This window comes from Sphaerisporangium viridialbum (assembly GCF_049674955.1).
GTDB lineage: Bacteria > Actinomycetota > Actinomycetes > Streptosporangiales > Streptosporangiaceae > Sphaerisporangium > Sphaerisporangium viridialbum.
Genome location: NZ_CP187232.1, coordinates 1,110,576 through 1,132,224, shown reverse-complemented (window position 1 = coordinate 1,132,224; position 21,649 = coordinate 1,110,576). Strand labels below are relative to the sequence as shown.

Below are 21,649 nucleotides of genomic sequence, written 5' to 3'. Positions count from 1 at the left end.
CTCGTGGAGTATGTGGTCACGGGCCGGCGCCGGCCCTCCCACGGTTGTTCTGTGCTTGCTCTGCCTCGCTGCGCTCGGCGGCTCGGGGCGCCCTTCAGGCGAGGGTCTTCCTCGCAGCGCCCCTCGCGTGTCAGTCGGCGATCGTGATGCCCATCGACCGGGCGGTGCCGGCGATGATCTTCTGAGCGGCCTCGATGTCGTTGGCGTTGAGGTCGGGCATCTTCGTCTCGGCGATCTGGCGCAGCTGCTCCTTGGTGAGCTTGCCCACCTTGTCGCGGAGCGGGTTGGAGCTGGCCTTGTCGAGCCCCGCGGCCTTCTTGATCAGCTCGGGCGCCGGCGGCGTCTTCGTGACGAAGGTGAAGCTGCGGTCTTCGAAGATGGTGATCTCGACGGGGATGATGTTGCCCCGCTGGGCCTCGGTAGCAGCGTTGTACTGCTTGACGAAGTCCATGATGTTGACGCCGTGGGGACCGAGGGCCGTACCGACCGGCGGCGCGGGCGTGGCCTGGCCGGCGGGAAGCTGGACCTTAACCAGGGCCGCGATCTTCTTCTTAGGAGGCATTGTCCTACTCCGGGTCCTTAACTCCTGCGTAACTCCCACAGGGCGTGGGAGCCCCCGGGGGCACGCGACGGCCAGGATTGGCCATTGCTCCCCCGGGATTCACCCCACGAAGTCGCTCGATCCGTGGGGACGACTTATCAGTGTATGCGCGCCGTCAGATCGCCGAGACAGGGTTCGGCGTCAGATCTTGGAGACCTGGTTGAACGACAGCTCGACCGGCGTCTCGCGACCGAAGATCGAGACGAGCACCTTGAGCTTCTGCGACTCGGCGCTGATCTCGCTGACCGTGGCGGGCAGGGTGGCGAACGGGCCGTCCATGACGGTGACGGACTCGCCGACCTCGAAGTCGACGGTCGCGGCGGCGGCCTTGGCGGCCGTCGTCTTGGTCTGCTCGGTGGGCTCGGGCGCGAGCAGCTTGGCGACCTCGTCGAGGCTCAGCGGGCTCGGCCTGTTGGAAAGGCCCACGAACCCGGTGACACCCGGCGTGTTGCGCACCGCGGACCAGGACTCGTCGGTCAGCTCCATGCGCACCAGCACGTAACCCGGGAGCACGCGCTCCTTGACCGGGGTGCGCTTGCCGCCCTTGAGCTCGGTGACGGTGTGGACCGGCACCTCGACCTGGAAGAGGTAGTCCTCCATGTTGAGGGACTGGGTGCGGGTCTCGATGTTGGACTTCACGCGGTTCTCGTAACCGGCGTAGGAGTGGATGACGTACCACTCACCGGGCATACCGCGCATGGCGCTCTTGAACTCTTCGACGGGGTCGACGTCGGGGATGACGTCGCCGTCCTCGTCGACGGCGCCGGCGGCAGGGGCCTCGGCCTCGTCGCCGGCCGGAATCTCGTCGTCTTCGCCGGCAGGAGCCTCGGCGTCGTCGACCGGAGCCTCGGCGGCCTCGCCGGGCTCTTCGGCATCACCGAAGGTGGCGGTCTCGCCGGACTCTTCGGTGTTCTTGACCGCCTCTTCCGGCTCTCCCTCCCACTTTTCGTGGGAAGCGCCAGCCGACAGTGGGGACTCGGACACGGTGACTCTTTCTTCTCTCGTCGATGTTGCGATCTTCAACCGCCCGGTCGGGGACGGTTGTCGCGCGGCGGCCGGCTCAGGCTCCGCCGAAGACCGCCAGCACACCCTTCGTGAGCAAGAAGTCGATCCCGGCAACGAGGCCAACCATGATCAAAACGAATACGAGGACCACGGTGGTGTAGGAGATCAGATCCTTGCGCGTCGGCCAGATCACCTTGCGAAGCTCGGCGACCACTTGCCGGTAGAAAAGTGCGGGAGAGGTGCGCTTTTTAGCGGTCGGGCCAGACGACTTACTCGGCCCCTCAGCGGCCTCGCCGCGTGTGTCGATCGCCACAGTCCTCACCTGATCCGTCGTTCCTACGCAACTTTCGGCGGCTTACACGCCATCGGTGCGCGGACCGCACTCCGCAGGGCACGAGGGACTCGAACCCCCAACCGCCGGTTTTGGAGACCGGTGCGCTACCAATTGCGCTAGTGCCCTCTGCCGTGAACCACCTTACCCCGAGCAGCCGGGGGCGCGTCGCTCACTAGTTGCAGAAGTGTACGGGTGAATGCGGCTCACGTCGAACCAACTCGTCCGGCACCTCACGGTGATTTGCCGCGTGTCCACATCCTGGATATGCGGCGGCAGCGGTCCGAGACGTCTGGAAACATGGATGGTATGACCCGTCCTCGCATCTCAGCGCGCATCTCCGCGATCTCCGAGTCCGCCACGCTGGCCGTGGACGCCAAGGCCAAGGCGATGAAGGCGGAAGGCCGCCCGGTGATCGGCTTCGGCGCCGGCGAGCCCGACTTCCCGACGCCCGACTACATCGTCGCGGCCGCCGTCGAGGCCTGTGGGAACCCCAGGTTCCACAAGTACACGCCGGCCGGCGGCCTTCCCGAGCTCAAGCAGGCCATCGCCGACAAGACCCGGCGCGATTCGGGCTTCGAGGTCGAGGCGTCGCAGGTGCTGGTCACCAACGGCGGCAAGCAGGCCGTGTACGAGGCGTTCGCCACCCTGCTCGACCCGGGCGACGAGGTCCTGGTCGTGGCCCCCTACTGGACCACCTACCCCGAGGCCATCAAGCTCGCCGGGGGCGTCCAGGTCGACGTGGTGACCGACGAGACCACCGGCTACCTCGCCTCGGTCGACCAGCTGGAGGCCGCGCGCACCGAGCGCACCAAGGTCCTGCTGTTCGTCTCACCGTCCAACCCGACCGGCGCGGTCTACTCCCCCGAGCAGGTCGAGGCGATCGGCCGCTGGGCCGTCGAGCACGGCCTGTGGGTCGTCACCGACGAGATCTACGAGCACCTGATCTACGGCGACGCCACCTTCACCAGCATCGCGACGGCCGTGCCCGAGTTGCGGGACCACGTGCTCGTCCTCAACGGCGTCGCGAAGACCTACGCCATGACCGGCTGGCGGGTGGGCTGGCTGATCGGCCCCAAGGATGTCGTGAAGGCGGCCACCAACCTCCAGTCGCACGCCACATCGAACGTCTCGAACGTCGCCCAGGTGGCGGCTCTGGCGGCCGTCTCGGGCGACCTGTCGGCCGTGGCGACCATGCGCGAGGCGTTCGACCGGCGCCGCCAGACGATGGTCCGCATGCTGAACGACATCCCGGGCGTCGTCTGCCCCGAGCCGCTCGGCGCCTTCTACGTGTATCCCTCCGTCAAGGGGCTGCTGGGCAAGGAGATCCGCGGCAGGCGCCCGCAGACCTCCGCCGAGCTGGCCGAGATCATCCTGGAGGAGGCCGAGGTCGCCCTGGTCCCGGGTGAGGCGTTCGGCACGCCGGGCTACTTCCGCCTGTCCTACGCGCTCGGCGACGACGACCTCGTCGAGGGCGTCAGCCGCCTCGCCAAGCTCCTCGCCGAGGCACACTAGGCACAAGCGCCACCGAAGCCCCGGGCCGCGAGGCCCGGGGCTTCTCTGTGTGGATCAGTGGGACCGGCGGCGGGACCACGGGCCGCCCACCACACATCAGTGGGACACGGTCACGTTCTTGATGATCACCGGGACCTTGGGGGCGTTGGAGCCCTCGCCGCGCAGGTCGGCCATCGGGTCGCCGTTGAACGGGATGATGCCACCCTTGGCGATCTTGTCCACGACGTTCATGCCCTTGACCACCACGCCGAACGGCGTGTAGGCCGACCCCTGGCTCGTGAGCTGGGTGTTCTCGTCGGAGAACGAGATCCAGAACTGACTGCCGTTGGAGTTGGCGTCCTCGCCGCCCTGCGCCATCGCGACCGTGCCCCTGGTGTAGGGGATGCCGCCGAGGTTCTCGTCGTCGAAGAGGTACCCCGGGCCGCCCGTACCGTCGTCCTTGCTCCTGCCGTCGCCCTTGGCCAGCGGGTCGCCGCACTGGAGCATCCCGAGGCCCGTGGTCTCCGGCGTCGCCAGGCGGTGGCAGTGGGTGTTGTCGAAGAAGTTCTTCTTCGCGAGGAACGCGAACGAGTTGACCGTGCACGGCGCCGCCGCGGTGGCGAGCTCGATGACGATCGTGCCCTGGTTGGTGGCGATCGTCATGGTCTTCGCCTTCATGTCCGGCTTCGACGGCGGGGTGCCCACCTTCCTGGCCGGAGTCCCGCTGGTGTCCTTCCGGTAGGAGCAGGTCGTGGCCGTGGAACTGGGCGGCGCCACCGTGGCGGAGGAGACGGACTCCGACGGGAGCGAGGCGGCGGGCCCGTTGAGACTCCGCTGCGGGGCCTGGTCCGGGGTGAGCGCCATGTAGGCGGGAAAGGCCCCGGCGACCGCCACGGTCAGCACGGCCGCCCCGGCCGTACGGAACCGCACGACGTGCGAGCGGTGCCTCCTGCGCACGGCCTGGCCCATCATCACCGGCGCGCGCACGTCCGCGACGTGCGCCGACATGGCGTCCTTGAGCACTTCCTCCACGTTCATACCGGCGTTCCCTTCAGGGCGCCGATCCGCGCCCGCATCCTGGCGAGGCCGCGTGCGGCCTGGCTCTTGACGGTTCCCACCGAGCAGCCGAGCAGGGCCGCGGTCTCGATCTCCGACAGGTCGTCCCAATAGCGCAGGACGACGACGGCGCGCATCCGTGCCGGAAGCCGCCGGAGCTCCTCCACGAGGGTGTCCCGCAGGTCGAGGTCCGACTGGGGCGCCGCCGTCTCGGGAGGGCGGGCGAAGGCGATCTCCTGGATCACCTTGCGGCGCCGCGACCGGGAGATGGCCGCGTTGACCACCACCCGCCTGGCGTAGGCCTCCGGGTTGTCGTGCCGGATGCGGGGCCAGTGCCGGTACACCTTCTCCAGCGCGCCCTGCGCCAGGTCCTCGGCGTCATGGGCCGACGCGCCGCAGACCAGAACGGCCGTGCGGAGCAGGGCGGTACTTCGGGCGGCCAGGAACTCGTCGAAGGCCGCTTCGTCGTCATCCGTCATGGCTGACCCCCTTTCGCCCTCCCCAACGCGCCAAGGCCATCGGAGGTTGAGTGGCGGAGTAGGCAACGGCGCCCGATCGGCGTACGGCAGGATATGGAGATGGCACGCCCGCTCGACGAACTCCCCAAGGCCCATCTCCACCTGCACTTCACCGGCTCCATGCGGCACTCGACGCTCCTGGAGCTCGCGCGGGAGCAAGAGCTCCATCTGCCCGACGCGCTGGTGCAAGATTGGCCGCCGAGGTTACGTGCCACAGATGAGCGGGGCTGGTTCCGCTTCCAGCGGCTGTACGACATCGCGCGCTCGGTGCTCCGCCGCGAGGAGTACGTCTACCGGCTGCTCCAGGAGGCCGCGGAGGACGAGGCCGCCGAGGGCTCCCGGTGGCTGGAGATCCAGGTCGACCCCTCCGGCTACGCCCAGCGGTTCGGCGGGCTCACAGCGACGCTGGAGCTCGTGCTCGACGCGGCGGCCAAGGCGGCGAAGTCCGCGGGCGTCGGCATCGGCGTGATCGTCGCCGCCAACCGCACCCGCCACCCGCTCGACGCCAAGACGCTCGCCCGGCTCGCCACGCAGTACGCCGACAGGGGCGTGATCGGCTTCGGGCTGTCCAACGACGAGCGCCGCGGCCGGGCCCGCGACTTCGACGGGGCCTTTCGCATCGCCAAGCGCGCGGGGCTGCTCGCCGTGCCGCACGGCGGCGAGCTGTCCGGGGCGGCCAGCATCGCCGAGTGCGTGGACGATCTGGACGCCGACCGCATCGGCCACGGCATCAGGGCCGCCGAGTCCGAGCGGCTGATGGAGCGCCTCGCCGACCGCCAGATCGCCTGCGAGGTGTGCCCGACGTCGAACGTCGGCCTCGGCGTGGCCTCGCGCATCGCCGACGTGCCGGTGAAGCGGCTGTTCGACGCGGGGGTGCCGATCGCGCTCGGCGCCGACGACCCGCTGCTGTTCGGCGCGAGGCTCCTGCCGCAGTACGAGCTGGCGCGCGACGTGTACGGCTTCCGCGACGCGGAGATCGCCGAGCTGGCCCGCCAGTCGATCCGCGCCTCGACGGCGCCGGAGTCCTACAAGAAGGAGCTGCTGGCGGGCATCGACTCCTGGCTCGCCGCCGAGGGCTGATCGCCGTCCCCCCGGCGCGGGCAAGCGGCCGTCCCGTTGCGGGCCACCCGTCACAGGTGGCCCGCTCGCGGGTCACTGGGAGTGGATGTAGACCTCGTCGAAGACCTCGGCGAGCTTGGTGAGGTCCTGGGTGATCCCCTTCTCGGGGTCGCTGGCGTCGAAGGTCACCGAGAGCCGGCCGAGCCCCTTGCGGGCCTGGAGGGCCTTCCACATGGTGTTGGTCGCCAGGCCCTGGTCGAGGAGCCGCCAGGTCGCGCCGTCCCAGCTCTGCCGGTGGGTCCAGAGCATGACCGTCTGCACGCCCGCCTGCAGGGGCAGGTCGACGCGCAGCTTGGCCGCCGCCTCCGCCTGCGCGGCGGTGAGCTGGTTGGCGCCGCTGTGGGCCAGGCCCACCTCCCGGGCGCCGATGTGGACGCGGGTGTCCCAGCCGCGGGCCCGCACGCCGATCCACTGGTTGCGCAGCGCCTTGTCCGGGGTGATCTTGTACTTGGCGTACTCGCTGGCGAACAGCCCGCTGGAGACGTTGACGTGGTCTACGTCGCCGGTGAGGACGTACTTCTCGACGTTGGCCCGGCTGATCAGCGGGTACTTGGTGCGGAGCGCGGCCTGGCAGGGCTCGGAGACCCCGCAGCCCATCTCGGGCACCACCACGTCGACCGCGAGCTGCTTGCCCGCCGGCATGGCCGCCCGCAGGGCGGTGGAGGCGTCCTTGACGAACTTGCGGACGTCGGTGGCGGACTTGAAGCCCCAGTAGCCGAGGTCCTGGGCGAACTTCACGCCCACGACTCCCGGCCTGTTCGCCTGTGCGGCCATGGAGGCGACCGCGGCGTCGAACTGGTCCTTGCCCGCGGTCCACGCGGGGGCCAGCTCGCTTTCGATCCAGACCCGCATGCCGAGCTTGACGGCCGTGGCGGCGGCCTTGCCCGTGGCGTCGTCGGGCGCCGCGAGGGGCTGCTTGGACGCCGTGGGCGCCGCGCTCGGCTCGGGGGCCGCCGAGGCGGTGGGCTCGGGGGCGTTCGCGCTGGCGCTCGGGGCGGGCTGCTCGGTGCCGTCGGGCATCGTCGAGCTCTCGACCAGCGGCGCCTGACTGGCGTCGACCGGGGCGGCACTCGGATCGGCCTGGGTCGTGGGGTCGGTCTGGTTCTGCGTGGTCCCGTCAGGCGTCGGCAGCGCGCTGGCGGTGGCCCGCCCGGAGTTCGTCGACGGAGCCGCCGACGCCCCCGATCCGTCACCTGAGCAGTCGAACTCGCCGCCGAGGCAGGCCTTGTCCGGCGGGTTGGTGACGTTGCCGCTGGTGTCCTTGCAGACGTACTTGCCGACGCTCTGGTCGTACTTGCACAGCACCTGGTCGGTGTCGGCGCAGCCCTGCATGCCGGGACCCTTGTTGGTCTTGTCCTTGCAGAACAGGACCGGGCCCGGATAGGGCACCGCTTCCTTCAGCTTCTCGCCGTCGTTGCGCGCCCAGAACCGGACGGTGTCGAGGGCGTCCTTGGGCGTCTTCGCCATCCAGGAGCAGTACATGAACTCGGGGGTGCCGGTGCCCAGGATGTCGTCGCACTCGCTGTTGGAGGCGGGGTCGGTGGCTCCAGGATCGGCCAGGGCCATGCCCGTGGGGATGCCGATGGTCAGCGTGAAGAGCACCGCGATGAGAGCGATGATCCACTCGCGTTTGCGGAGTCGGGGCATTCGCGGTCTCTCCTCGTATTGATCGGTCTAGCAGGACTTCGTGTAGGTGATGTTCACCCCGATGGTTCCGGAGCCTTTGGTGCCTTGGTTGTCGCCCGACCAGGAGATGGACATGTACGCCTCTCCGGTCTGGCCGCATGCGACCGATCCCTTCACCGTGAACTGGATCGTCGAGCTCTGACCGCTCCCGGTGCTGCCGCTGCCGGGAGAGGTGATGATGTCCCTGCCTATCGCCTGCCAGCTGATCGCCCCCACGCCGGAGCGCACCGACACAGAGCCCTCGTAGTTCGAGCCCACGTTGATCGAGGTGCTGGACGCGGCGAAGGACGGGGGGGGCGGGGGCGGCGGCGGAGGGGGCGGAGCCGCGGTGGTCTGCTTCGTCTGGGGCTGGGAGCTCTCCTTCGGCGACGACTTGGGCGATGACGAGTCCGTCGGCCGCGACGTCTTGGGCGGCGGCGGAGGGTCGTTGGGCCCGTCGTTGTTGGAGGGCGGGTCAGCGCGCCTGGTCTTGGTCGGCGTCGCCGTGGGGTGGGAGCTGGCCGGCGGCGGGACCACCGGCACCGACACGGTCGGCTGGGCCACACCCGGCCGGGTGGCGCCGACCCGGCTCGGCACCGCGGTGACCGGTGCGCTCGTACCACCGGGGGGCGGCGGGGGCGGGGAGTCGACCAGGGGCGGCAGCGAGTCGCCCGGCGTCACGAAGACCGTGCCGCCCGCGGCCTCGACGTCGACCGGCTTGTCGGTGCCGCCGGGGCTGAAGACCAGCGACCAGATCGCCGCCGTGGAGGCCACGGACACCAGCGTCACCAGGCCGACGCGTCCCCACCGGATGCGGCTCTCGGGGTCGTCGGCCTCGGGGTCGGGCTCCCAGAACTCCGTGGGCGGCTTGGCGCCGTCGGGCCGCTCGGGGGTGAAGCCCTCCTCCACCGTCAGCGGCGCCTCGGGCGGGGGCGGGTCCTCCAGGACGTCGGGCTGAACGGGGAAACCGTCGGGGTGCCAGCTCTCGGTGCGCGTCTCGGCCGCGGTGAACGAGGCGTCGGCTCCGGCGAAGAGCCGCTCGGAGGGGGCGGGGCTGGCGAGGATCGGCATGCGCGTCATCAGGGCGGTGATCGTGACCCCGGACGTCGCGGTCTGGCAGTCCTTGCAGGAACGGACGTGCTTGCTGATGTGGGCGCGTAACAGTCGCGTCGGCGAGTCGGCCCACGACTTCACCAGGCCGGGTAAGACCGAGCACTTCGGGCTCGGGCTCCTGGCGTCCATGACGGCGGCCAGCCACTGCTCGGCGTGGCGCCTGCCGAGGCGCGCGGCCGACTCCACGGAGTCCACCGAGATGTCGAGGACCCTGGCCACCTCGTCGGCCTTGAGGCCGTGGCGCAGTGTCAGGTCGAGGATCTCGCGCTCGCGCGGCTCCAGGCAGGCGAGCACCTCGACGGCCAGCTCGGGCGAGCCTCCGCGACCCTGCCTGGCGTACGAGCCCTTGTGCGCCACCCCGGCGAGCCGCGACTGGGCCTCGGCGCGGGCCAGGGCGTACAGCCAGGCGCGCAGCCGTGTCGCGTCGTACAGCCGGTCGGTGTGGGCGACGGCCCCGTAAAGGGCCCCCACCGTCGCGCTGAGAGCGTCCTCGTCGTCGAGCAGGGACTGGCAGTAGTCGTAGAGATGGTCACCGTACTCGCGGCACAGTCGCTCCAGCGCGGCGGGATCATCCCTCCTCAGCACGGGGCTCAGCTCTCCTGACATAGTTGCAAATGATAAATCCGGTACTAGCAAAGCAGTCAGAAATATACGGGAGGAAGGGCAAGCTTCTCATATCACTTTTGTTACATAACAAACTTCTATACTCTGTTGACTGCCTAGTGGTCTTTACCCACACATGAATGCACAAGTAGTGACGATCGTCGCGATGTGCAGCAGACGTCGACCCCGCCCCGGAGACCAGCATCGTGCGAGAGAACTGGGATGAGCCTTCACCGCGACGTCGTCCGCCGTATGCCAAAGATTCCAGCACCGGAAACGGTCCGCGGGCAGACCGATGGCGCACGTGGGAGACCTCGATCGATATGGACGATGACGACGAGCCGACCCGGCGCCGGCTCGGTTATGACCGGCGCGGTCCCATCCTCATCGGCCTGACCCTGGTGGCGGCGGTGGGAGCCGGCATCTGGTTCGCCTGGCCGGGCCCCTCCGGCGGCGGCTCCGAATCCCCTGCCGCGATCCAGAGCGCCAGTGCCCACGGCAGTCCCAAGTCGTCCCCCGCCGACCTGTCCATCGGCGTGGAGTCGCCCCCGCCGCCGCCCGCCACCGAGCCCGCGCCACGCCGCACGAAGAAGACCGCGCCCCCGGCCCTCCCCTCCGCCCCGCCGTCCAGCCGCCGGACGGCGCTGCCCCCGCCCCCGCCTGCGGCCTCACGCGCGCCCTCGAAGTCGCCCGCGCCGACCAAGACCGCCAAGCCGCGCAAGACCCCTGTGTCCCAGACCGGGCCCACGGCTCCCCCGCCGCCGCCCTCCTCCGCCAAGCCAACCCAGAAACCCCCCGCGAACCCCACCACCGACCCCGAAACCGGCCCGACCCTCCCCCCACCGCCACCCGGCACCTAGCGGATCGACTCCGCGATCTTCTGGGCGCGGCTCAGGTCGGAGGGGCCTTCCAGGCGGTAGGCGACCGTGGGACGCTGCCAGATCAGCGTGGGGCCCGCCCGGCGCGCGAGGTTCTGGGCCGTACCGCCGACGCGCGGGATGTACGTCAGGCCGTGCGGGCCGGCGATCCACCAGCCCGGCGACGAGCCGATCAGGACCTCCTGCGGCCACGGCTCGCCGAGGTCCTTGCGCCAGACGACGCTCAGCACCCCGTCGTAGGCGTCCAGCCGCACCCCGGGCCAGAACATCGAGACCACGCGGCCTCCCTCGATCACCCGGACGTCGTCCGGATCACCGAGCTCGGCGGGCACCAGGACGGGGAACTTCGCCGTCCTCCGCGCCGTGTCGAGCGAGACGCGCTTCTCACCGGGCAGCGGGCCGGGCACTCCGGACGGCATCGGCCCCGGCTCACCGGCGTGGATCTCGACGCCCGCGAACCGCAGGACGTGCGCCACCGCGGCCTGGCCCTGCGGGGTGAACCCGAGCAGTACCGCCAGGCAGGCCGCGACCCCGGCGGTGACCCACCGCCACCTCGGCCCGCGCCGCCGCGCCGGGCTCGCGTCGGGCGAGGGCTCGGGTCGCTCAAGGCGGGCTCGTACGGCTCGCGCCACGTCGGCGGGGGGCGGAGCGGGGGCGCCGAGGGCCTCGCCGAGCGCTCGCAGCTCGGCCTCCAGGTCGTCAGGAGAGTTCATCGCCCACCTCCTTCCGCAACTTGGCCAGCCCTCGGAACGTCCGGGACTTCACCGAGCCGAGCGGGCACCCGAGGACCTCGGCGGTCTCCGCCTCGGTCAACTGAAGGAAGTACCGGCAGACCACCGCCTGACGTTCCCTCTCGGGCAGAGTACGTACGGCGTCCAGGAGCCGGGAGCGCCGGTCGGTGGCGATCGCGGCGCCCTCGGGATCTTCGGGGGCCCGGAGCTCGGGCTCGGCGCCGATCTTCAGCGCGAGGTCGGTACGGCGCCCGCGCGAGCGGGTCATCGTATGGGTCTCGTTGGCCACGATGCGGAGCAGCCACGGCTTGAAGGCCGCCTCCCGCCGGAACCCCGCCAGATGCCGGAACGCCTTGACGAAGGCCTCCTGGACGACGTCCTCGGCCTCGTCCCCCGCGCCGAGGAGCGCGGCCGTACGATGCGCCACCGCGCTGTAGCGCGCGACCAGCACCTCGTAGGCGGCGAGGTCTCCGGCCAGGGACCGGGTTATCGCCTCGTCGTCGTCCGTTGGGGGCTCCTTGACTGATCCTTCAGCGACAAAAGGTAGTTTCCATCGGCCTTTTCCGCAAAGGATGTGCAAGGGGTTGGTCACCGTTGTTTCAGGCTCGGCTCGCCGGGAAGTTGGGGCCCTCGCGGAGCGGGACGGCTAGACTCGGTGCCCATCCGTGGCCGTGGTCCCCGAGGACCGCGGTTTTTGAGTGAGCGAAGCTGGGCGGGGACGCATGTCTGGGTATGACCGCGTGGTGCAACCGGCGGCCGGTGACGAGGCCTTGGAGAACCACCTCGGCGGCGACGAGGCCAAGAACTACCGGCAGTACGAGTTCGACATGGTCGCCCCGCACGTCGGCAGGTCGATGCTGGAGATCGGTTCGGGTCTCGGCCACTTCGCCGAGCAGTTCCTGCCGCGCCTCGACCGGCTCGTGGTCAGCGACTTCGATCCCTACTGCGTCGAGCAGCTCGGCAAGCGCTTCGAGGGCCGCGACGACATCGACGTGCTGCGGTTCGGCCTCCCCACCGACATCCCGCTCGCGGACCCGGTCGACACCGTCGTCCTGATGAACGTCCTTGAGCACATCGAGGAGGACGTCGAGGCGCTGCGCTCCCTGGCGCGGGTCACCCAGCCCGGCGGTCGCATCATCATCTGGGTGCCCGGCTACATGCAGCTTTATGGCGACTTCGACCGCAAGGTCGGCCACGTCACCCGCTACACGCCCACCACTCTCGGCAAGACCGTCGCCGAGGCGGGGCTGAAGGCCGACGTGCTCAAGCCGATCAACTTCCTGGGCGGCATCGCCTGGTGGGCGGCCGTGCGCCGCGGCGGCGTCGGCTATCCCGACCCGCGCCTGGTCAAGATCTACGACCGCACGGTGGTGCCGGCCACCAGGTTCATCGAGCGGTTCGTCCGCCCGCCCTTCGGCCAGACCGTCTTCTGCGTCGCCCGCGTCCCCGGCTAGCACCCGGTTCCCGTTCACCGGGATATCTCAGGGTTTCCTGTCACTTCTCCTAGCCCGGGGAGGTGATCTGAGCACATGAGAAACCTATCCAAGGTGCTGATCGGCGGTGCGCTGGCCGGCGCTCTGACCGTGGGGGCCTTCGGCGGCGTCGCCGTGGCGCGCCAGGCCGGGCCCGCCGGCGTTCCGTACGAGCTGCTGTCGGCCGACTCCGCCGCGGACGAGGCCGTCGCCCTCACCCAGGCGCCGAAGGGCGACCCGAGGCTGCGCGTCGGCATCCGCCGTAGCCTCATCGGCGTCCACGGGGAGGCCACCGTCCGCGCGCGCGGCGACTTCGCCACCTACACCTGGCAGCGCGGCGACGTGACCGCCGCGTCGGCCACCTCGCTCACCGTCAGGAGCGCCGACGGCGTGAGCTGGACCTGGACCGTGAACGCCGACACCAAAATCCGGAAGAATGGCGCCAAGTCCACCTCGTCGGCGGTCGCGACGGGCGATAACGTCTTCGTCCTGGGACAGCCGAACGGCGACGCCCGCACCGCGCAGGGAGTCGTGGTCCCCAAACGCTCCAAGGAGTGATCGAAGGACGCATGAGCGACCAGACAGACAAGCCACGGGTCCTCGTCGTCGACGACGAGCGCAACATCCGCGATCTGGTGGGTGTCGCGCTCCGGTTCCACGGGTTCGAGGTGGTGAGCGCCTCGCGCGGGTACGAGGCGCTGGAGCTCGCGCGGTCGGGGGCACCCGACCTCCTCGTGCTGGACGTGATGCTTCCCGATCTGGACGGGTTCGAGCTGTGCCGGCGGTTGCGCGCCCAGGGAGACGACGTACCGGTCATCTTCCTGACGGCGCGCGACGCCCCGGCCGACACCGTGCACGGCCTCACGCTGGGCGGCGACGACTACGTCACCAAGCCGTTCCTGGTGGAGGCGCTGGTGGCCCGGGCGCGGGCCGTGCTGAGGCGTAGCCGCCGGGGCGAGTCCAGCGCGGACTCCGCCCTGGTCGCGGCCGACCAGGCGGTGCTGACCGTGTCCGACCTGGAGCTCGACGAGGCCCGCTGGGAGGTGCGGCGGGGCGGCACGCCGGTCGAGCTGTCGCCCACCGAGTTCAGGCTCCTGGCCTTCCTGATGCGGCACCCCGGCCAGGTGCTGACCAAGGCGCAGCTCCTGGAGAACGTGTGGGGCTTCGGCACCCAGTCGCAGGTCGTGGAGACCTACATCTCCTACCTGCGGCGCAAGCTCGACCCCCTCGGGCCGTCGCTGATCCACACCCAGCGAGGTGTGGGGTACGCCCTGCGTCCCTCTCCCGCCTCCGACGCCGAGCGCTGAGCTTCCCGATGACACCCAGCGCCACGGCCGTCCAATGACGCTCAGCGGACGACTCCTCGCCGGTCTGCTGTCCGTCACGGCCGTCGGCCTGGCCGCGCTGTCCCTCGTCAGCGTCATCGTGCTCCACGGGCACATGCTCGACCGTACGGACGGGACGCTCACCGCCACCGCGCAGGTCTCCGCCGCCCGGCTCGTACGGGCGTCCAACATCGCGCTGGTGAACGCCAGCCCGACGTACGCGGTGGCGGTGCTCAACCTCACCACGGCGCGCGGAAAGCTGATCTCGGGGGACGATCCCGAGGCCGCGAGCGTCCCCGCGACGCTGGAGCGGATGGGCGCCGCCGCACTCGGACGGCTGGCGGCCGGCGGCAGGGCGTTCACCCTCACCGACCGCCTCAGGGCGGCGGCGGCCCGGATGACCGTAGGCGATCGCATCGTGGTCGTCGCCGTGCCGCTCGACGAGGTCAGGGACTCGATACGGCGCCTGATCGTCACCGAGATCATCACCGCTGCCGTGCTGATGGCCCTGCTCGTGCTGCTCGGCAGGTCGCTGATCGGCAAGGGGCTCGCTCCGCTGTCGCGGATGGCGAGCACCGCGCGGCTCGTCGCCGAGGGCGGCGACCTGTCCGCGCGCATGCCGGAGGGCAAGTCGGAGGCCGGGCGCCTCGGCTCGACGATCAACCTCATGCTGACCCGGATCCAGGACGCGTTCGCGGCCCGCTGGGCGTCGGAGGAACGCGTGCGCCGGTTCGCCGCCGACGCCTCCCACGAGCTGCGCAACCCGCTGACCACGATCCACGGGTACGCCGAGCTGTACCGCCAGGGGGCCATACCGGACGAGGAGGTGCCGCAGGTCATGCGCCGCATCGAGGACGAGGCGACGCGCATGACACGGCTCGTCTCCGAGCTGCTGGAGCTGGCCCGCCTGGACAAGGGCACGCCGCTCGCCATGGCACCCGTCGACCTGACGGCGGTGGCCATGGAGGTGGCCGACGACTTCACCGCGCTCAACCCCGACCACCCGGTGGCCGTCGAGGCGCCGGACAGGATAGTCGCCGTCGTGGACGAGGCCAGGATCCGCCAGGTGCTGGTCAACCTGCTCGCCAACGTCCGCACGCACACCCCGCCCGGCACCTCGGTCACGGTACGGCTCGCGCCTCCGGTGGTCCTGGAGGTGGCGGACAACGGGCCGGGCATGTCCCCCGAGAACGCGGCGCTGGCCTTCGACCGGTTCCACCACGCCTCCCCCGGAGACGGCAGCGGCCTCGGCCTCGCGATCGTCCAGGCCATAGCCATCGCCCACGGCGGCCAGGCAACCCTCCGCTCGCTGCCGGGCAGAGGCACCGTGGTGCGCGTGGAGCTGCCCGACATGCCCACGCCTTCTCGACACCCCTACCGCGACGGTCGATAAATGAGTTGTGCCGTCGGGGGCCGGGCTCGTACCTTCGGTTCATGCGCATTTTCCTCTGATGACAGCGTCGATCAGTCCGTGGTGACTGATCCGCTGGCTCTCAGCTCTCTGGTCCCGTCCATCTAGACGCGGCGGCTGAGGCTCCCGACCGGCATGAGTTCCCTGCCGCGTCGCCATCTGCGAGGAGACTTATATGCGTGCACGTTTCAGCCGAAATACGGCCACCAAGGCCGATCAGGCCACTGAGGACACCAAGGCATCACTTCCCGAGCCCGGCTTTTCCCTGCCGGGGCTCCAAGCGGGCTTTCCGCAGCCGGTCATCCAGCCGGGCGCCATCCAGGGCTCTTCGCAGCCCGAGCGGCAACTGCCTCCGGCTCCCCGCCGGATCCCGGTGCCGCCCGCGCCCGTACGGCGTGTGACGCCGCCTCGGCGCCAGCCGAAGGGTCGCTGACCGGCTCACCGAGGTGTCCCCGGGCCTTGGGGACACCGCGGGAAACGGCGGTGCCCCGCCCCTCCTTCCCGGGGCGGGCCACCGCCGTCTCTCAACGCTGGAGCCACCGGTCAGAGGCGCTCGATGATGGTGACGTTGGCCTGGCCGCCGCCCTCGCACATGGTCTGCAGGCCATAACGGCCGCCCGTGCGCTCCAGCTCGTGCAGCAGCTTGGTCATGAGGATGGCGCCCGTGCCGCCGAGCGGGTGGCCGAGCGCGATGGCTCCGCCGTTCGGGTTGGTCTTCGCCGGGTCGGCGCCGATCTCCTTGAGCCAGGCCAGCGGGACCGGCGCGAACGCCTCGTTGATCTCGATCGCGTCGATGTCGTCGATCGACAGCCCGGCCTTGTCCAGCGCCTTGCGTGTCGCGGGAATCGGCGCGGTGAGCATGTAGACCGGGTCGTCGCCGGTCAGCGCGAGGGTGACGATGCGCGCCCTCGGCGTCAGGCCGTGGTCCCTGACCGCCTGCTCCGACGCGATCAGCAGCGCGCCCGAGCCGTCCGAGATCTGCGAGGAGGTGGCCGCCGTGATCTGGCCGCCGTCGCGCAGCGTCTTCAGCCCGGCCATCTTCTCCAGCGTGGTGTCCGGCCGGGGTCCCTCGTCGTCCTCGACTCCGTTGATCGGGGCGATCTGGTCCCTGAAGTAGCCGTTGGCGATGGCCTTGGCGGCGCGCTGGTGGCTCTCGTACGCGAACCGCTCCAGCTCGTCGCGCTTGAGGCCCCACTTCTCGCACATCAGCTCCGCGCCGCGGAACTGCGAGATCTCCTGCTTGCCGTACCGCTCGACCCATTTGTCGCCGAAGGGGAAGGGCATGCCCTTCTCCAGCGCGGCGGTGATGCTCGACCCCATGGGGACGATGCTCATCGACTCGACGCCGGCCGCGACCACGAGGTCCTGGGTGCCGGACATGACGCCCTGGGCCGCGAAGTGGATCGACTGCTGCGACGAGCCGCACTGCCGGTCGATCGTGACGCCCGCGACGGTCTCAGGGAGGCCCGCCGACAGCCACGCGTTGCGCGCGATGTCCATGCTCTGCGGGCCGAACTGCATGACGCAGCCCATGATCACGTCTTCGACCGCCGAGGGGTCCACGCCCGTACGGTCCACCAGGGCCTTGAGGGCGTGAGCGGCGAGGTCAGTGGGGTGGACGGTGGACAGGCCGCCCTTCTTCTTTCCGACCGGGGTACGGACCGCCCCGACGATGTACGCCTCTGCCACAGTGCCTCCTGGGTTCCGTCCCGGATGAAACCGAGCAATGTTCGGTCTATACGAGGTTACAACAGAATAATCCTCCGTGAATGTGAGGGTCGCGTCACGGCCCCGTGGTGACCACGGCCGGTCGGCTCGGCGGACCGGTCAGCTACGGGAGGAGCTCTTCCCGGTGCTGGTCATCCTCGCGTAGACGATGACGTTGTCCACGTAGTGGCCGGTGGTGCGGTTGTAGGTGCCGCCACAAGTGATCAGGCGCAGTTCCGCCGCGTCGGCGTTGCCGTACACGCGGTTGGTCGGGAACGTCTGCTTGTCCGCCTGCTCGATGCCGCCCACGGTGAAGATCGCGATCGTGCCGTCCATGCGGGTGACCTCGATCGTGTCGCCGTACTGCAGCTCGTGCAGCCGCTCGAACACGGCCGCGCGGGAGGTCGTGTCCTTGTGGCCGAGCATCACGGCCGGGCCCGCCTGTCCCGGCGTCGGGCCGTGCTGGTACCAGCCGACGAGGTTCGGGTTGTTGATCGGCGGGGTCTCGATCGCGCCCTTCTTGTCGGTGCCGACCGGCTTGATGGGCGCGTTGATGCCGAGCTTCTTGATGATCAGCCGCTTGGGGGTCGACGGCTGCATCGCGGGCGCCGGGGGCAGCGAGGGCACGGGGGGCGGTGCCGTCGGGTCGGCCTGGGTCAGCGGCTGTCCCGGGCCGCCCGGTCCGACCGACGGCGCGAAGGCCTGGCCGGCGGGCGGCTGCGCCTGGATCTTGAGCGGCGTACGGGCCCCGGTCATGCCGTACTCCTCGGGCGAGCCCGTCATGAGCAGCATTCCCACGACTACCGTGACCACCCCGGCAACGGCGGCCAGGATGAGAACGGCGCGCATGATCTGCCCGCGGTCCACCTCCGGCTTCGGCTGCTCCCAGTGGCCGCCGGGGTACTGACCGGGGTGTGCGTACTGGTAGTACACCTGCGGCATGTACGGCTGGCCGTGCACAGGCTGTGGATATCCGTCATGGCCTTCCGGCGGCGGATATTCGGGCGGCATCGTCACCCCGGGCCTCCGGTCAGCCCCGGTTCGGACGCCGGCGGCGCATCATGAGCCCGCCCACTCCGGCCCCGAGCACCAGAACCGTACCGACCATCACGAACATCCGCCCATCAGGCCCCACGTCCCCACCACCACCGGTAGCAGCACCACCACCAGGCTTCCTGGTGACCTGCTGGGACGGCTTGTTGGTCACCGTCTCGTAGACGGTGTGGGTCGGCTTGGGAGTCGTCGTGGTGGGGGTCTCTGACGGTGTTGAAGAAGGTGTTTCAGACGGCGTCGGAGTGGGCGATGTCGCTGCAGCGGAAGGCGCGACAGTGAACTTGATCGCAGCCGCAGCCGCCTCCGCAGTGGTTTTCGGCGTACAGGTGTACCAAGTAGCCGTCGGGCTTGCGGCAGCCGTCGGTACCACCTTGAGGAGGAACTTGTCCGGCTTGACCTCAACAGGCCCGGTAGCCGTAGGTATTACCGTCACGAACATCGTCGGTAGGGGCACGGCTGCGTCTTCCGCAACGTCAACCGCGGGGACGGCGGAACCTGATGCCTTCTTCGTTGTGGGCTGTGGAACGACTGGAGTGCCGGAGACGGCAACGTCTCCTTCCAGCACGATCTTGTTGGAGGCAGTCGCAGGGAGAGAACTCACCGCCGGCAATGGACTTGCAGCCGCGGCCGTCGGCTGCAAGATCTTCCAGGTCAACGTTGCAGTAGCACCTTGGGTCGCCGCCGGAATGGGTGACATCAGCTCGACATTGAAGTCATATTCAGCTGATCCACAGGTGTAAGTGACATCAACGGCGGTGAGGGCAGCGATTGCTGGAACTCCGACGAGCAAGACGCCTGCGCTGAGGACTCCGGCTACGGCAGCCTTGGTGGCGATGCGACGGCGTGCCTGTGACTTCAGCACGTATATCTCCATTTCAGCAGCGTTGACCGGTTTGCCAGGCGTATCAGGATCCCAGTCTCTGGTCACAGTTCAGTAGAGATCCTACGGAGGCTTCATCCCGGCTCGCTGTGGTTTGGGGGTTCCCGTCACCTCTTGGAGACATAACCGCAGGTCAGCGGCATGCAGATAACCAACTTAATTTTATCGGAACCTTTGGCGACCACTGGCCGCCGATAGCTCTGCGTGCACGCCGGTGTGACCGCAGTAGCCTTGCGTCCGATTTCAGGCCCTGGACAGTGACTCATCGCAACCTACCGACCCCGTTCTTCGGCCCGCGAATACCCCCATACACCGACAGAGCCACCCCGGGCCGTACGCGTCGGGTGGCTGGGGACCATGGGTCAACGGCGGCGGCCGGCTGACCATCGACGGCCGGGAGTCGACGCAGCAGATCGAGCGGACCGCTCACCAACCCGTAACGCCCGCCGGAACGATTCGAGCCGCCCCGCACGGGCGACTCGAACACCAGCGTCCGGCCACCGAAGGCTCCGTGACCTTATTCGCGATCGAACTCGCTGGCCTTGACGCCGTTGAGGAAGGCATCCCACTCGGCGGGAGTGAAGAACAGCTTCGGACCGTCCGGGTTCTTCGAGTCACGTACGGCGATCAGCTCAGCATTGTCGGGGCCATCTGTGACACCCGTGAGCTCCGCGACCTCAACGCAGTTTCCACCGTTGCTACCCGTATAACTGGACTTTCGCCACGTAGCGTTACTCAGGTCCATCGTTCCTCTGCCGTTCTCTTGATGAGATCCATCGACATGCGCAGTGGCAACGCCTCGATGCGGATGGCCTCGAATCTCTCTACGGCTGCCGCCAGGTCGTCGCGTTCAGTAGTGACCAGTCCACGTACTGCGGTTTCCAAATAAGCTATCTCGCTCCCGCCTTCGAGGGTAGCGATTATGAATCCCGCTTCCAGGCCCGCCCGCATGCCGCCAAGAGGCACCACTTGGACGCTGACGCGCGACGTGATGATCGAGGCAAGGTGTTCTAGCTGCTGGCGCATGATCTCTGGAGTTCCGATCAGCCGATGCAACACGGCCTCATCGATCACGCAGCGCAGCAAGGGGGACCGAGTGTCCGTGCGAGTCAGCATTTCCTGGCGGCCCATACGAGCCTGCACAGCAGTTTGGTCTCCGTACAGCACTTCCGAGGCGTACTCAGGAGTTTGCAGCAGACCCGGAATCAAGATCGGTTCGTAGGCACGGAGAACCGTTGCGGCCTGCTCTTTGTCGCGCCACTTTCCGAACCAGGAGGGGAAGACCTGGCCGCGTCTCCAGTCCAGTAGCCGGTGGAGGGCTCCTCCCGTCGTGAGCGTGGTGTCACATGCTTGGGCGAACTCGGGGCTGGCAGGCAGTTGGCCGGTTTCGACGCCGCTGATCAGGCCCTCGCTGAAGTGGATCTTCTGGGCTAGCTGGGCCTGTGTAAGGCCTGCCGCCTGCCGGTAATGGCGGAGCTCTCTGCCCCAAATGGCCTGGGGTGTGAACTGATCGACCATCGTGCCCCAATCGCCGAGGTTCAACGAACAGCGTCCGACATTCAAAGCTGCCTATTAGTAATCGTTCGCCTACCGAGCGTAGCCCCATCTCGACACTCTTGGCATGCGAAATACGCAGCAAGGAGAGAGGGCATGACTGGGACCATGGGGACTCACGTAACGCCATCCGAGCACCACTGTGGGATGGACGACCGCGCCGCTCTTCTGGCGCAGAAGTGGATACCGCGCGACCTGAAATGCGTCGCGTCCACCCGTCGCTTCGTACGGGACGTCGCCGCCGACTGGAACGCCGCCCACGACGTCCCGGATATCGCGGAACTGCTCGCCTCGGAGGTCGTCACGAACGCGCTGACTCACGGGGCGATGACGATTCCCGCCGCGAGCACCGTACGAATCGCCGTCGGCCGCGACGGACGGCTGATGACCGTGGACGTGTACGACTCCTGCATAGCCGTTCCCCATATGCGGAGTGCCGATTACATGGAGACGTCCGGCAGAGGACTGGCCATCGTCGAAACCCTGTCCCACAAGTGGGGCTGGAACCTCCACCCCCACGGCAAGTCGGTATGGTTCCAACTCACCGCGTGGCCCGAGAGATAGGCCGAATCCCTCATCGAGCGGTCGCGCGTTCCTTGACCGCCGCCAGCATCACCCGCCTCAGCAGGGAACTGCCGAACCGGATGAACATCCAGTAGCGGCGAAAGTCACGAAGAGCGTCCGGGCTCGTGGCCACCACCCGGGTCTCGGTCACCAGCCGGATCCGCTCGGGGCCGGCATCCTGGAGCTCCACGCTGAACGTCCCCTTGGCGTACCCAGGCCGGTCGAACGCCTCGAACGCCTCGCGGGAGCGGATGGGCACGTTGCCCGCGCCGCCCAGCTTCCACCACTGCCCGACCAGGCCGTGCACGAGCTCCCGGCCCGGAACCTCGGCCAGTGCGGTGAAGGTCGCCACGTCCAGCTGTGGATGCCCGTTGCGAAGCCGGGATGCCAGACCGCGGGCAGCGAGGAGCGGACGGGCGAGCTTGAGGTCGCTCACCTTGAGGGTGACGGCGGCGTCCCAGACCCGCTCCCTGGACGCGTTGATCACGATGGCGTGCCGCGTGACGGTGTCCGGCCGCGGAATGAGCTGATCAGCCAGCGTTGACACGAAGGACCTCCCGATCCAGGCC

General features: G+C 69.1%; 24 protein-coding genes and 1 tRNA gene. 9 read left to right on the top strand and 16 right to left on the bottom strand.

Annotated elements, in window-relative coordinates; translation table 11 throughout:
- Positions 1 to 130: 130 nt before the first annotated feature.
- From rplK to ACOZ38_RS05315, 4 genes are all read right to left on the bottom strand, one after another.
- Positions 131 to 562 (bottom strand): 50S ribosomal protein L11, encoded by a 432-nt coding sequence (gene rplK / locus ACOZ38_RS05330; protein ID WP_405144522.1) that lies wholly within the window; start codon positions 560 to 562, stop codon positions 131 to 133.
- Positions 563 to 742: 180 nt separating this feature from the next.
- Positions 743 to 1,585 (bottom strand): transcription termination/antitermination protein NusG, encoded by an 843-nt coding sequence (gene nusG, locus ACOZ38_RS05325; protein WP_424529064.1) that lies wholly within the window; start codon positions 1,583 to 1,585, stop codon positions 743 to 745.
- A 76-nt stretch (positions 1,586 to 1,661) separates the two neighbouring features.
- Positions 1,662 to 1,919 carry a preprotein translocase subunit SecE gene (secE, locus tag ACOZ38_RS05320; RefSeq protein ID WP_392837660.1) on the bottom strand — a complete coding sequence of 86 codons (258 nt, stop codon included), beginning with the start codon at positions 1,917 to 1,919 and terminating at the stop codon, positions 1,662 to 1,664.
- Positions 1,920 to 1,993: 74 nt separating this feature from the next.
- A tRNA-Trp gene (locus ACOZ38_RS05315) sits at positions 1,994 to 2,066 on the bottom strand.
- Positions 2,067 to 2,237: 171 nt separating this feature from the next.
- On the opposite strand from ACOZ38_RS05315, the gene ACOZ38_RS05310 reads away from it, so the two are divergent.
- Positions 2,238 to 3,452, top strand: a complete 1,215-nt coding sequence (locus tag ACOZ38_RS05310) for a pyridoxal phosphate-dependent aminotransferase (protein ID WP_424529063.1) — start codon at positions 2,238 to 2,240, stop codon at positions 3,450 to 3,452.
- A 96-nt stretch (positions 3,453 to 3,548) separates the two neighbouring features.
- Here ACOZ38_RS05310 and ACOZ38_RS05305 read toward each other — a convergent pair whose 3' ends face one another.
- A complete protein-coding gene (locus ACOZ38_RS05305) occupies positions 3,549 to 4,469 on the bottom strand; it encodes a peptidylprolyl isomerase (protein WP_424529062.1) in 921 nt (306 codons plus the stop codon).
- Complete coding sequence (locus ACOZ38_RS05300) at positions 4,466 to 4,966, bottom strand: SigE family RNA polymerase sigma factor (protein ID WP_405144517.1); 501 nt, start codon at positions 4,964 to 4,966, stop codon at positions 4,466 to 4,468. Before ACOZ38_RS05300 ends, ACOZ38_RS05305 begins: the two co-directional genes overlap by 4 nt.
- A 99-nt stretch (positions 4,967 to 5,065) precedes the next feature.
- Between ACOZ38_RS05300 and ACOZ38_RS05295 the strand changes: the two genes are divergently transcribed.
- Positions 5,066 to 6,085, top strand: coding sequence for an adenosine deaminase (locus tag ACOZ38_RS05295; RefSeq protein ID WP_405144516.1), 1,020 nt, complete (start codon positions 5,066 to 5,068; stop codon positions 6,083 to 6,085).
- 72 nt (positions 6,086 to 6,157) lie between these two features.
- Here ACOZ38_RS05295 and ACOZ38_RS05290 read toward each other — a convergent pair whose 3' ends face one another.
- On the bottom strand, positions 6,158 to 7,771 hold the full coding sequence (locus ACOZ38_RS05290) for a hypothetical protein (protein ID WP_424529061.1): 1,614 nt from the start codon (positions 7,769 to 7,771) through the stop codon (positions 6,158 to 6,160).
- Between the two features lie 27 nt (positions 7,772 to 7,798).
- Positions 7,799 to 9,508, bottom strand: coding sequence for an RNA polymerase sigma factor (locus tag ACOZ38_RS05285; protein WP_424529060.1), 1,710 nt, complete (start codon positions 9,506 to 9,508; stop codon positions 7,799 to 7,801).
- 320 nt (positions 9,509 to 9,828) lie between these two features.
- Between ACOZ38_RS05285 and ACOZ38_RS05280 the strand changes: the two genes are divergently transcribed.
- Entirely contained in the window at positions 9,829 to 10,365 is a 537-nt protein-coding gene (locus ACOZ38_RS05280; protein WP_424529059.1) for a hypothetical protein, read from the top strand.
- Here ACOZ38_RS05280 and ACOZ38_RS05275 read toward each other — a convergent pair.
- Together ACOZ38_RS05275 and ACOZ38_RS05270 are read right to left on the bottom strand one after the other, a co-directional pair.
- Positions 10,362 to 11,096: a hypothetical protein gene (locus ACOZ38_RS05275; RefSeq protein WP_424529058.1), complete on the bottom strand. Its 735-nt coding sequence runs from the start codon at positions 11,094 to 11,096 to the stop codon at positions 10,362 to 10,364. The genes ACOZ38_RS05280 and ACOZ38_RS05275 overlap by 4 nt on opposite strands.
- Positions 11,083 to 11,706 carry an RNA polymerase sigma factor gene (locus ACOZ38_RS05270; RefSeq protein WP_424529057.1) on the bottom strand — a complete coding sequence of 208 codons (624 nt, stop codon included), beginning with the start codon at positions 11,704 to 11,706 and terminating at the stop codon, positions 11,083 to 11,085. Before ACOZ38_RS05270 ends, ACOZ38_RS05275 begins: the two co-directional genes overlap by 14 nt.
- A 130-nt stretch (positions 11,707 to 11,836) precedes the next feature.
- Here ACOZ38_RS05270 and ACOZ38_RS05265 point away from each other — a divergent pair, with 130 nt between their 5' ends.
- The 5 genes from ACOZ38_RS05265 to ACOZ38_RS05245 all read left to right on the top strand — a co-directional run bounded on the left by ACOZ38_RS05265 (position 11,837) and on the right by ACOZ38_RS05245 (position 15,755).
- Complete coding sequence (locus ACOZ38_RS05265; RefSeq protein WP_405144508.1) at positions 11,837 to 12,568, top strand: class I SAM-dependent methyltransferase; 732 nt, start codon at positions 11,837 to 11,839, stop codon at positions 12,566 to 12,568.
- A 75-nt stretch (positions 12,569 to 12,643) separates the two neighbouring features.
- Positions 12,644 to 13,144 carry a hypothetical protein gene (locus ACOZ38_RS05260; protein ID WP_424529056.1) on the top strand — a complete coding sequence of 167 codons (501 nt, stop codon included), beginning with the start codon at positions 12,644 to 12,646 and terminating at the stop codon, positions 13,142 to 13,144.
- Positions 13,145 to 13,155: 11 nt separating this feature from the next.
- Positions 13,156 to 13,893, top strand: coding sequence for a response regulator transcription factor (locus tag ACOZ38_RS05255; protein WP_405144504.1), 738 nt, complete (start codon positions 13,156 to 13,158; stop codon positions 13,891 to 13,893).
- A 34-nt stretch (positions 13,894 to 13,927) separates the two neighbouring features.
- Positions 13,928 to 15,304 (top strand): sensor histidine kinase, encoded by a 1,377-nt coding sequence (locus ACOZ38_RS05250; protein ID WP_424529055.1) that lies wholly within the window; start codon positions 13,928 to 13,930, stop codon positions 15,302 to 15,304.
- A gap of 193 nt (positions 15,305 to 15,497) precedes the next feature.
- A complete protein-coding gene (locus ACOZ38_RS05245) occupies positions 15,498 to 15,755 on the top strand; it encodes a hypothetical protein (protein ID WP_424529054.1) in 258 nt (85 codons plus the stop codon).
- 110 nt (positions 15,756 to 15,865) lie between these two features.
- On the opposite strand, the gene ACOZ38_RS05240 is transcribed toward ACOZ38_RS05245, so the two are convergent.
- The 5 genes from ACOZ38_RS05240 to ACOZ38_RS05220 form a co-directional block, all read right to left on the bottom strand.
- On the bottom strand, positions 15,866 to 17,011 hold the full coding sequence (locus tag ACOZ38_RS05240; RefSeq protein ID WP_405144498.1) for an acetyl-CoA C-acetyltransferase: 1,146 nt from the start codon (positions 17,009 to 17,011) through the stop codon (positions 15,866 to 15,868).
- A 138-nt stretch (positions 17,012 to 17,149) separates the two neighbouring features.
- Positions 17,150 to 17,989, bottom strand: coding sequence for a class F sortase (locus ACOZ38_RS05235; protein WP_424529053.1), 840 nt, complete (start codon positions 17,987 to 17,989; stop codon positions 17,150 to 17,152).
- A 70-nt stretch (positions 17,990 to 18,059) separates the two neighbouring features.
- Positions 18,060 to 19,010: a hypothetical protein gene (locus ACOZ38_RS05230; protein ID WP_424529052.1), complete on the bottom strand. Its 951-nt coding sequence runs from the start codon at positions 19,008 to 19,010 to the stop codon at positions 18,060 to 18,062.
- 469 nt (positions 19,011 to 19,479) lie between these two features.
- Positions 19,480 to 19,707, bottom strand: coding sequence for a DUF397 domain-containing protein (locus ACOZ38_RS05225; RefSeq protein WP_424529051.1), 228 nt, complete (start codon positions 19,705 to 19,707; stop codon positions 19,480 to 19,482).
- Complete coding sequence (locus tag ACOZ38_RS05220) at positions 19,698 to 20,504, bottom strand: helix-turn-helix domain-containing protein (RefSeq protein ID WP_424529050.1); 807 nt, start codon at positions 20,502 to 20,504, stop codon at positions 19,698 to 19,700. The genes ACOZ38_RS05225 and ACOZ38_RS05220 overlap by 10 nt, the downstream gene beginning before the upstream one ends.
- A 159-nt stretch (positions 20,505 to 20,663) precedes the next feature.
- On the opposite strand from ACOZ38_RS05220, the gene ACOZ38_RS05215 reads away from it, so the two are divergent.
- Positions 20,664 to 21,080 (top strand): ATP-binding protein, encoded by a 417-nt coding sequence (locus ACOZ38_RS05215; RefSeq protein WP_424529049.1) that lies wholly within the window; start codon positions 20,664 to 20,666, stop codon positions 21,078 to 21,080.
- A 10-nt stretch (positions 21,081 to 21,090) separates the two neighbouring features.
- On the opposite strand, the gene ACOZ38_RS05210 is transcribed toward ACOZ38_RS05215, so the two are convergent.
- Entirely contained in the window at positions 21,091 to 21,627 is a 537-nt protein-coding gene (locus ACOZ38_RS05210; RefSeq protein ID WP_424529048.1) for a hypothetical protein, read from the bottom strand.
- Positions 21,628 to 21,649 lie beyond the last annotated feature (22 nt).